This is a genomic window from Brachyspira innocens ATCC 29796 (genome assembly GCF_000384655.1).
GTDB classification, from domain to species: domain Bacteria; phylum Spirochaetota; class Brachyspiria; order Brachyspirales; family Brachyspiraceae; genus Brachyspira; species Brachyspira innocens.
The window spans coordinates 104978-116130 of the sequence record NZ_ARQI01000130.1; the positions used below are offsets into that span (position 1 = coordinate 104978).

The following is an 11153-nucleotide window of genomic DNA, read 5'->3' on the forward strand; positions in this document are numbered from 1 at the left end:
TATAAATAATGAATAAGTCGGACTTAATAACTTTAAATGCTGCAGCTATTTGGGCTTCAGAATATACTAACAAAGCAGTAACTATATCTAATATTAGTTATTTAGTTCAGTATGCTTTGATAGATAAAGTTATAAATAATGGTGTAGCTTATGTTTCTCAATCAGATTTGAAAAAATATTACGATAAAAATAAAAGAGAAATTAATTGGAAAAATAAACTTGGAAATGATTTAAACTGGAAACTTTCTTTTGATAATTTAAAAGAATCTGATACTACAAAACATGTTCATCGTATGCACCCATACAAAGGAAAATTTATACCTCAGCTTGTTGAATATTTTATAGATAGTCATATAGATGAATTTAAAAAAGATATATATTTTAAAGAAAATGATATAATATTAGACCCATTTTGCGGAAGCGGTACAACTCTTGTTCAAGCTAATGAATTGGGTATTAATGCCATAGGTGTGGATATATCTGAATTTAATTCTATGATTTCAAATTGTAAAATAAGAGAAATTGATTTAATAAATCTTGAAAATATTATTAATATTCTGACAGATAAATTAGAATGTTATATAAAACCAAGTTTGGAATTTGAATATGAACTTAATAATAAATTGATAGAATTCAATGAAATTAATTTTAATATATTAGATTATAAAAAAAAAGTTAGGGATAAAAAGATAGATTCTAATATATACGGAAAAGAAAAAGAAGATGAATTTCTAATTATTTATAACGATTTAATAAAAAAATATAATATAAAATTACATAATGATAATAATAATTCATTTATATATAAGTGGTTTATCCCAAGTATAGTTGATGAATTAAATTATATTAATAATTTAATAAATAATATAAATGATGTAAAAATAAAAAGTATCTTACAAGTAATTTTAAGTAGAACAATGCGTTCTTGCAGAGCAACAACTCATTCTGATTTGGGTACTTTATTAAAACCTGTAACATCCGCATATTATTGCCGTAAACATTATAAAATATGTAAACCATTATTTTCTATTATTAAATGGTGGAAAAAATATTCTATTGATACAATAAAGCGTTTATATGAATTTAATTCATTAAGAACTAATACTCATCAATTATGTATAACTGGGGATTCTAGGAATATAGATATTTTTAATGAAGTAAAAATATCTGATAATGTTTTTTATAATATATTAAAAAATAAAAGAATAAATGGTATATTTACAAGTCCACCGTATATAGGACTTATAGATTACCATGAGCAGCATGCTTATGCTTATGATTTATTTTCTTTTAATAGAAATGACAATTTTGAGATAGGTTCATTATCTAAAGGTACAAGTTTAAATGCTAAAAAAGAATATACTGAAGATATATCAAAAGTTTTATTAAATGCTAAAAAATATATGCTAGATGATTATAATATTTTTATTGTTGCTAATGATAAATATAATTTGTATCCTGAGATAGCTTATAAATCAAATATGAAAATAGTTAATACTTTTAAAAGACCTGTGTTAAATAGAGTAGAGAAAGATAAAGCAGCATACTCTGAAATAATATTTCACTTAAAAGAGTTATAGGAGTTTTTATGCCATTGAATAATAAACAAAAAGATGCTATAAAAGATAAATTATATACAACTTTAAGAAATAAATTTAAAGATTATAAACCAGAAACAACATCAATGCCTTTTCACACTCGTTTACTTGGTAAAGATAGAATGGCTTTATTTTCATTTATACATTCTTTAAATACTAATTTTGGTACTACAATATTTGAACCACTAGCCATTGAATTAGGTAAAGATAGATTTAAAGTTATTGATAAGCAAGTTAAACCTAATGATATAATTACATCAGAATCACAAATAGTTATACAGAATATAATGGATGATCTTAGATCCGCTAATAAAAAACCAAATAAAGATAATGAAATTAAATTAATAAAAAAAGTGTGCAAAGTAGGGGAAGCTAAAAAAATAAAACCAACAAAGGTAGATATTTATATTGAAGATTATCATAATAATATATATTTAATAGATTTAAAAACAGCAAAACCTAATAAAGGCGAATTTCAGAATTTTAAAAGGACTTTATTAGAATGGGCAGCAGTAACTTTATATTCTAATGATAAAAATAATGTTCATTCCATTATAGCTATACCGTACAATCCTTATGCACCGAAACCTTATGAAAGATGGACTATAGCTGGCATGCTTGATTTGGATAAAGAATTAAAAGTAGCAGAAGAACTTTGGAATTTTATAGGCGGTGATAATGTTTATGATGATATTTTATTATGTTTTGAAGAAGTAGGTCTTAATATGAGAAAAGAAATAGATGAATATTTTTCCAATTTTTTAAAAGGATAATATATGATAGTTTCATTAATTGCGGCAGTGGATTCAAAAAATGGCATAGGTTTAAATGGTATTATGCCTTGGGGACATATAAAAGAAGATATGCAGTTTTTTAGGAGCACTACTACAGGATATCCTGTTATTATGGGACGTGTAACTTTTGAATCTTTAGGATCTAAACCGCTTCCAAAAAGAAAAAATATTGTTATATCTTCTAGTATAAATAATGAGATTAAATATGATAATCTTTTTTTTGATAATTCACTTGAAAATGTTTTGTCTAAATTGTTATTAGAAAAATATAATCAGATATTCATTATAGGAGGAGAATCTATATATAAAAAGGCGTTAGATTATGCTGATAGTATTTATCTTACTCACATAAATAAAGATTATAACTGTGATAGATTTTTTCCAGAAATGGATAAAAGTTTGTTTAATTCAAATAAATTAAAAAGTTTTATCTATAATGATATAAATGTTGATATTGTGGAATATAGCAGAAAAAAATAGTTTAATAATAATTTGCTATCATATATATACTTTATTTTTATTATAGAATATGAAATGATTTCTTTTTCAATAAACTTTCTATACAGTATATACTGAATATTTTATTATTATATAAATATAAATTATCATAAAAATAGTTTTTGCAATATTATTTACAGTAATACTGTTGCAAAAATTAAAAATTACTATACAATTTTTTATATATGTAAAATTCTTGTTATATATGGTAAAAAATTATTGATAAATAAAGTGATTTTATTTAGGGGTTATTTGTTATGAGTAATCTTGATGATTTATTACAATTGGCAAATGACGCTTTTAATGGCGGTGATTATAAAAATTCCATAGAATATTTTGATAAACTAATTTTTTATTATGGGGATATTGTAGAGCTTTATAACAATAGGGGGCTTGCAAAGAGTAGTTTAGGAATGTATGAAGAAGCCATTAAAGATTTTGAAAAAGTTATCAGTATAGATCCAAACTATGTTCATGCTTATAATAATATAGGTTTAGTTCATCATAATTTAGGTAATTATAAAGAGGCTATTAAGTATTATAATAAGGCCTTTGGAATTGGATAATAATTGTATTCAGGTTTATAATAATATAGGATTAGCTAATCATAATCTGGGTAATTATGAGGAGGCTATAAGAAATTATATAAAGGCTATAGAAATATCGCCCAATGTGCATACCTATAATAATATAGGTTTGGTAAAAAATGATCTTGGTCTCTATGAAGAGGCGATAAAAGATTTTAATAAAGTATTAGAATTAGATAAAAATTATTCAAAAGCTTATTATAATATAGGTCTTTCTAAATATAATCTAAAGAAGTATGATGAGGCTATAGAATATTTTAATAAGGCTTTAGAATTGGATAGTAACTTTGCTTATACATATAATAATATAGGTATAGTAAAACAGGATTTAAGAATAGATAAAGAAGCTTTGTATTATTTTGACAAAGCATTAGAATTAGATAAAAATTATTCAAAGGCATATTATAATAGGGGAATATCAAAAATTAATTTAAAATTATATGAAGAAGCTGTAAATGATTTTTATAAGGTTATAGAGTTGGAACCAAAAAATTTTAATGCTTACTTACGACTAGCTTATGCTAAGTTAAAATTGAGGCTTTATGAAGAAGCTATAGAATATTATGATAAATACATAGATTGTGATAATGTATCAAATGATGTCTATTTTTATAGGGGATTTGCTAAATATAAATTGTCAGACTATAAAAATGCTATAAAAGATTTTGATAAAGCTGATAGTAATATTAAAGTTATTGTATTAAAAATGATTTCAAAAATTAAGTCAATATTGAAAAAATAAAAAAGCGAAAGATTAAAAATCCTTCGCTTTTAATTTTATAAGTATTAAAGATTAAAATGATTCAAAACCATCTGAAGTATCTTTAGAAGTATCAAATGTATTTCCAAACTCATTATCTTTTACAGTTTTTGAAGAAACCTGAGGTGTTATTTTTTCCTCATGATGTTTTTTAATAGGGCTTTTCAATTCAGGTCTTTTTAACTCTGGTTTTGAAGAAGAGCTTGAAGGCTTAGTAGCAGAACTTGATTTTGTTGCTGCAGGTTTATTTTCCTGAACAGCTTTAGAATCGGTTGTAGGAGAAGATTTTTTTCTTTCTACTTTTGTTATGCTCTTTTTAACATTAGAACCTCTTAATTTGAAGAATTCCATAGCAGTTACTAATTCTTCAGCTTGAGAGAATAAAGCCTCAGAAGCAGCAGTAGATTCTTCTACTAAAGCAGCATTTTGCTGAGTAGTCATATCCATTTGAGTAATAGCTATATTAACTTGGTCAACACCAGCCTGTTGTTCCATAGCAGTAGAACTTAAATCCTGCATAATTTTAGCAGTTTCTTCTATTTGAGCTCTTAGGTTTTGGAATATTTCTTTTGATTCTCTAGCAGTTTCAGTAGCAGCAGCAATTTTTTCTTCAGAATCAGCAACCAAAGTAGTAATATCTTTAACTGAAGTTTGAGTAGTTTGAGCCAAGTTTCTAACTTCTGAAGCAACAACAGCAAAACCTCTTCCTTGTTCTCCAGCACGTGCAGCCTCAACAGCAGCATTAAGAGCAAGTATGTTAGTTTGGAATGCTATATCTTCAATTATTTTTGTAATAGCACTGATTTTTGAACTAGATTCATATACAGCTTCAATATTCTGAGTACTTTCTTCAATAATTCTTCCAGCCTCTTCAATAGCCTTTTTAGAATTAATCATCATATTATTACCTTCTAAAGTATGCTCAGCAGAAGATTTTATTGTAGAAGCAATTTCTTCCATAGAAGAAGCAGTTTCTTCAAGTCCTGAAGCCTGATTTTCTGTTCTATTTGATAAATCTATATTACCTTGTGCCACCTCATTAGCAGATGCTTTTACAGTATAGGCACTATCATATACTATTCTTACCTTTTCATTTAATTGGTCTAATATATTTATTAAAGCAACAGCAATTTCACCAAACTCATCTTTTCTCTTTTCAAATCCCGGAGTAGTAGACCAGCTAAGATCACCTTTAGAAAGACTAGTTAAATCTACTGCCAAAACATGAAGTATAGTTGTTATTTTGCTTATATAGAATACTATAACTATAGAAGCTATAATAAGTATTGCTATTGTACCAATAATAGCATATCTTTTCATAGCGTTTATATGAGCAAACAATTCATCAGATTCTATACTCATAACAACAGACCAGCCTGATATAGGTTCCTTATAAAAAGTAGCTATAGAATCTTTGCCATTAAAAGGAGATTTAAATTCATAGTATCCAGATTCATTTTCAACAGCATATTTTATATAATCAGCATTTCTTAAAACTTCGCTTCTTACATGAGAAGGAACAGGGTCTGCTATAACCCATCTGTCAGGGTCTACAATAAATGGGTGTCCAGTATTTCCCAATTTTACAAGATTCAATTCTTTATCTATAAATCCTAACCAATCTATCATTGTTGATATAGCACCAACTACACTTCCAGATGAGTTTTTTATAGGGGAGAAAATTTTTACTACATATTTGGTGTTATCAGCTGGCGAAGGATCTACTGTAGAGAGCATTGAAGACTGACCAGACATAATCTTCTGCCATAGTTCTGTTCCGCCAAAATTTCTTGTACTTGAAGAATTAACCACTTTTCCATCCAAACTATCAGCTACAACATTACCATTAGCATCTAAAACCACAATACCTTGTATATTAATGTTATTTGCCACAACATTTTTAAGACTTGTCTCAAGAAGAGCTCTATTTTCTGCTGTTCTATCTTGAAGAAATGCGATTAATTGTGGATATCCTTTGCTTATAGCTTCAGAGGTGTATATAGATTGTTCTAGCCATACATTTATCATTCTAGCATACACTTTAGTAGTAGATTCAAAACCGAATATAGCAGAACTTCTAATACCTTGAGAACCTATTCTAATAAGAAGAGTAACCAATATGATTGTCATTACAGTAACAATCAGCATTACGAAAAAAGGTATTTTAACCTTCAAGGATTGCAATTTTCTCACTTTCAAACTCCAACAATTTTTCGATTATGTTAAAAATAATATATTAACATTCTTATATATAATAACAATATTTTTAATGAAGTCAAGATATATTTTTTACATAGCATATAAATTATCGTGTAATTTGCAGTTATTTTTTAAAAAAAATTACATTTTTTTGTATTCGGCTTCGCTTTTTCTTACATATAATGGAATTAGTGAAAATACATCATCGAATTTTTTATTTGCGGATAATTTGATAGTTTTTGACGCTTTTATGATATTGTATGAATTGTCTAATTTGTTTATATTATAATTTTTCAAGTTTTCTATAAAGAAATCAGAATTTTTTGAAAATCCATCTCCGCATAAAGTGATATTTTTATTTGAAGTGTTAATGGAGTTAATTATGTCTATGAATTGCTGATAGGTGAGGTCGGCATTCTCCGTTATTTTTTCGTTATTATTATATATATTGGCATAGACACTTCCTTTTCTTGCATCTATCATAGCCGATTTTATACCTTCTCTTTCAGATATATTTTCATACAGAGTATCTAGGCTAGAAATTCCAACTATAGGAATGTTTTTTGCATAGCATATAGTTTTTATTGTGGCAAATGCTATTCTTAAGGCTGTAAATGAACCAGGACCTATACCTAATGCTATGTATGATATATTATCCAATGTTAGGTTGTTATTAGTTAAAAAATTGTGAAGTACTGGGAGCAGCTCTTCATTATGATTTTTTACATTTTCTTTATTGTATTCTATTATTGAACCGTTTTCTTTTTGAATAGCTATAGAAAAGCTAGTAGATACTGTATCGAATGCTAGTATATTGCTCATGACATTAAATCTAATACCAAACCCTTAAGACGCATTACCTTATTTGCTATGGCTATATGGTTTTTCTGCTCTGTCATTATTAGTTTATATAATGAATCGAGTTCTTCATTGATTTTTGAAACAACCTGATATTCACGTCCTCTTCTCATATATGATGATACTATTCTTATCCTGTATGCATCTTTTACTAATTTGTCGGTTAATGCTCTTATTAAATCTCTAAATTTTTGAAAGTCTTTTATATTGGCACTTTTTTCTAGCATGTTTCCAGCATCGTATATTTGTCTTTTTAATTCGTCTAATTCATAAGAGTATCTTTTTATTTCTTTTTCTTCTTCAAGCATTGCTGCAAATGGAGATGATGATACAGCTACTTTCATAGATGAAACCATTGAAGCATCTTGTGAGGTCATAAGTATACTGTTTAAATTCATCTCGCTGTTTCTTCTGTCTTGAACTCTCATTTATTTTTTCTCCATAATTTCAAAATTAAATTGATTAAAATGTATTATGTTAACTTAACATGAAATCAATAAAATATCAATATACTATAAATCGTATTTTTATAATTTTGCTTTACTATTTTATTTATGATAATATATGTATTATTATATAGTGTTTTTATAAAATTGTAGTTTATTGAAAAAAAAAGAAAAAGATTTATAATAAAACAATGTATTTATTTGCAGGCGTTTTATTATGAATAGAGATGAAATTTTAAAAAGATATAATTTGATAGAAGATAATATTAACAGAATAAAAGAGAAGTATAATATAAATTATGATGTAAGTTTAGTAGCAGTAAGTAAATATTCTTCTATTGAAACAATAAAAGAGTTTTTATCATTAAACATAGACTTACCATTGGGAGAGAGTAGGGCACAGAGTTTGAGAGATAGGATAGGGGAGATAGGTAAAATAAAAGATAATATAAAATGGCACTTTATAGGACGCATACAAAGCAATAAAGTAAAATATATAGTAAAATACGCAGACTTGATACAGAGTGTAGATTCTATAGAGATAGCTGAATGTATAAATAAAGAGGCATTAAAAAATAATAAGGTACAGGATATACTGCTTCAGTTTAATATAAGCGATGAAGGTCAGAAGGGCGGATTTACAGCAGATGACTATATAGGAGTATATGAGAATATTATAAAAATGCCTAATGTATCAGTAAAAGGATTAATGGCTATAGGAAAAGACACAGAAGATACTAGTGTTATAGAGGAAGAATTCGAGCATCTTAACATAATATATAAAGAAATAAATAAAAAATATAATAATGCTTTATCAATTCTTTCAATGGGTATGTCATCGGACTATGAACTAGCCATAAAGCATGGTTCAAATATGGTTAGAATAGGCAGCAGCTTTTTGGGCAATTCCTGAATATTTTTGATTTGAGTATTAACATCATAAATGTGATTGTAGGAGTTTTTTAAGTAATGGGAAAGAATGAAAAAGAATGGCAGGAAGTTAGGCTAGGGGATATATGCATAATTAATTATGGTAAAGGATTAATAAAATCAAAAGTTATCAAAGGTCATATTCCTGTTTATAGCTCAAGTGGAATAACAAATTATCATAATAACTCATTAGTAAATTCAAAAGGTATAATAATTGGAAGAAAAGGTAATGCTGGAAGTGTCTTTTATTCAAAAGTCCCATTTTTCTGTATAGATACAACTTTTTATATAACAGAAAATAAAAATTATGATTTAAATTTTTTATATTATAACTTAATTTCACTTAATTTAACAAATTATATAACTGGTACAGCAGTTCCTGGAATAACTAGACGTGATCTTTATTCTATAAATACTAAACTCCCGCCGCTGGAAGAACAAAAGAAAATCGCCTCCATACTCTCATCGCTTGACGACAAAATCGAACTCAATAACCGCATGAATAAAATACTCGAAGAGATGGCACAGACTATTTTTAAGGAATGGTTTGTCAATTTCAACTTTCCGAGTGAAGATGGCAAACCCTATAAAGATAGCGGCGGCAAGATGATAGAAAGCGAGCTAGGGGCAATACCAGAGGGCTGGAGAATCGGAAAACTAGATGAAATAATAGAATTATTTGACAATAAGAGAATACCATTATCAAATATAGAAAGGGAAAAGAAGAAAAAAATATATCCATATTATGGAGCAGCATCACTTATGGATTATGTAGATGATTATATATTTGATGGAACATATGTTTTATTAGGTGAAGACGGAACAGTTATAGATTTAAAAGGATATCCTATATTACAATATGTTTATGGTAAATTTTGGGTAAATAATCATGCTCATGTTATAAAAGGTAAAAATGGATTTAATGAAGAAAGTTTATTTATTTTACTAAAAAATTTAAATGTAAGAAGTATAGTAACAGGTGCTGTTCAGCCTAAAATAAATCAAAACAATTTAAAATCATTAAAAATTATAATACCAGATAAAAATTTAATATTAGATTATAATAAAATTTCAAAATCTATTTTCAATAAGATAAAATTCAATCAAATAGAAAACCAGAAACTTGCTTCTATTCGGGATACCCTATTGCCAAAGCTTATGAGCGGGGAGATTAGGGTAAAATAGTTAAAAATGCAGTCCTTACGCGATACTCTCATGCCTAGCTTATTGATAGGGGAGATTAGGCTAAATAATTAAAAGCTATATCACTGAAAACGTCTTGGTCTGTCTATTGTTATTAAATAGTTCCAAACATAGTAAAATATAGTGTCTTTTGTTGTAAAGTTTTCTACAGCTTCATCTTTTTTTAGTTTTATCATACTATTAGAGAAAGCCTCATCTTTTTCTAATTCTTCTATTTTTAAGGATAATTCATCTGTATGTGCCTTTACTTTAGACATAAGCTCTACAGGCAAATTTCGCTCATAGTCTTTGCTTGTTAAAGTTTCAAGTGCGTATTCTATCTTGTCTGGTGTTATTCTTGATGATATTTCTTTTTCTCTTTGTGCTTCTGTATTTAGTATATTTTCAGTCCAAGTGTTAAACTCATTAATCCATTCTTTATACATATTACCGTATTTATCAGATTCTAATGTATAGTCGCTCCTTATATCAGTTGGAAGTATATTCAAGAAATTTTTATATCTTTTCTCCATAGCGTATATAGATCCGCCGTCATTTTTGCATGATATAATTATTAAACTTAATATTAAAAAAAGTATTATTTTTTTCATTAGTGCATATCCGTAATTTTATTTTTCTTTATTGATGACAGATTATACTATAATATATAAAAAAGTTCAATTGTTAATGAAAATTGCTTGTATAAATATTATGTATTGACTTTTTAATTTTTTTATTTATTATAAAAATATAATAACTTTAAGGATTTAAAAATGGAAAATCAGGGAAACCCTTTAGTATCTATTGGCATGATGATAGCTATATTCTTTATTATCGGGTTTATTATCAATATAATAATAAAGTCTATAAAAAAATAACATGCCCAAGTTAACATAATATACATTATCGGAATATAAATTTGCTTTTTTGGGCTTTATTTATTGAATACCTAACTACAATTAATAATTTTAATAAGTACTATAACCAACATACATACTACAAATACCCAATTATAATTAATATACACACATATTAGCTGCACTTCGATATCTCATAGCCTTTGTAGATTACTTAACTTCCAGTCTGTTTTTACTAAAATTATTTTATATATCTTATATATACTTTGTGAAGTTATTATTAATATGGCTTATGCTTTATATTTTAGGTATTAATTATAATAAAATACAGTTATAATTTATTAAAAAAAATTATTTTTTCTCAAATTTTACTATACGCAGAAATTAAAACCTGCAAATACTATTGACATATACATTAACATAATATAGAATTATGTTAATATA

11 protein-coding genes are annotated in these 11153 nt (G+C 26.6%); 7 read left to right on the plus strand and 4 right to left on the minus strand.

Annotation, left to right across the window (positions count from 1 at the left end; all coding sequences use genetic code 11):
* Positions 1-8: 8 nt before the first annotated feature.
* From F811_RS0115040 to F811_RS15890, 5 genes are all read left to right on the plus strand, one after another.
* The gene (locus F811_RS0115040) at positions 9-1580 is read left to right on the plus strand and encodes a DNA methyltransferase (RefSeq protein ID WP_020006053.1); all 1572 of its coding nucleotides are present in this window, start codon (positions 9-11) and stop codon (positions 1578-1580) included.
* Positions 1581-1588: 8 nt separating this feature from the next.
* A complete protein-coding gene (locus F811_RS0115045) occupies positions 1589-2371 on the plus strand; it encodes a TdeIII family type II restriction endonuclease (protein WP_020006054.1) in 783 nt (260 codons plus the stop codon).
* 3 nt (positions 2372-2374) lie between these two features.
* Positions 2375-2872: a dihydrofolate reductase gene (locus F811_RS0115050; RefSeq protein WP_020006055.1), complete on the plus strand. Its 498-nt coding sequence runs from the start codon at positions 2375-2377 to the stop codon at positions 2870-2872.
* A 275-nt stretch (positions 2873-3147) separates the two neighbouring features.
* Positions 3148-3456, plus strand: a complete 309-nt coding sequence (locus F811_RS17070; RefSeq protein ID WP_020006056.1) for a tetratricopeptide repeat protein — start codon at positions 3148-3150, stop codon at positions 3454-3456.
* The gene (locus F811_RS15890) at positions 3449-4219 is read left to right on the plus strand and encodes a tetratricopeptide repeat protein (protein WP_020006057.1); all 771 of its coding nucleotides are present in this window, start codon (positions 3449-3451) and stop codon (positions 4217-4219) included. The genes F811_RS17070 and F811_RS15890 overlap by 8 nt, the downstream gene beginning before the upstream one ends.
* Before the next feature lie 51 nt (positions 4220-4270).
* Here F811_RS15890 and F811_RS0115060 read toward each other — a convergent pair whose 3' ends face one another.
* The 3 genes from F811_RS0115060 to F811_RS0115070 form a co-directional block, all read right to left on the minus strand.
* A complete protein-coding gene (locus F811_RS0115060) occupies positions 4271-6430 on the minus strand; it encodes a methyl-accepting chemotaxis protein (protein ID WP_020006058.1) in 2160 nt (719 codons plus the stop codon).
* A 147-nt stretch (positions 6431-6577) separates the two neighbouring features.
* Positions 6578-7258 (minus strand): tRNA (adenosine(37)-N6)-threonylcarbamoyltransferase complex dimerization subunit type 1 TsaB, encoded by a 681-nt coding sequence (tsaB, locus tag F811_RS0115065; protein ID WP_020006059.1) that lies wholly within the window; start codon positions 7256-7258, stop codon positions 6578-6580.
* A complete protein-coding gene (locus F811_RS0115070) occupies positions 7255-7722 on the minus strand; it encodes a YaaR family protein (RefSeq protein ID WP_020006060.1) in 468 nt (155 codons plus the stop codon). Before F811_RS0115070 ends, tsaB begins: the two co-directional genes overlap by 4 nt.
* A 235-nt stretch (positions 7723-7957) precedes the next feature.
* Between F811_RS0115070 and F811_RS0115075 the strand changes: the two genes are divergently transcribed.
* The gene (locus F811_RS0115075) at positions 7958-8653 is read left to right on the plus strand and encodes a YggS family pyridoxal phosphate-dependent enzyme (protein WP_020006061.1); all 696 of its coding nucleotides are present in this window, start codon (positions 7958-7960) and stop codon (positions 8651-8653) included.
* A 56-nt stretch (positions 8654-8709) separates the two neighbouring features.
* Entirely contained in the window at positions 8710-9855 is a 1146-nt protein-coding gene (locus F811_RS0115080) for a restriction endonuclease subunit S (RefSeq protein ID WP_020006062.1), read from the plus strand.
* Between the two features lie 80 nt (positions 9856-9935).
* On the opposite strand, the gene F811_RS0115085 is transcribed toward F811_RS0115080, so the two are convergent.
* Positions 9936-10463: a hypothetical protein gene (locus tag F811_RS0115085; RefSeq protein WP_020006063.1), complete on the minus strand. Its 528-nt coding sequence runs from the start codon at positions 10461-10463 to the stop codon at positions 9936-9938.
* Positions 10464-11153 lie beyond the last annotated feature (690 nt).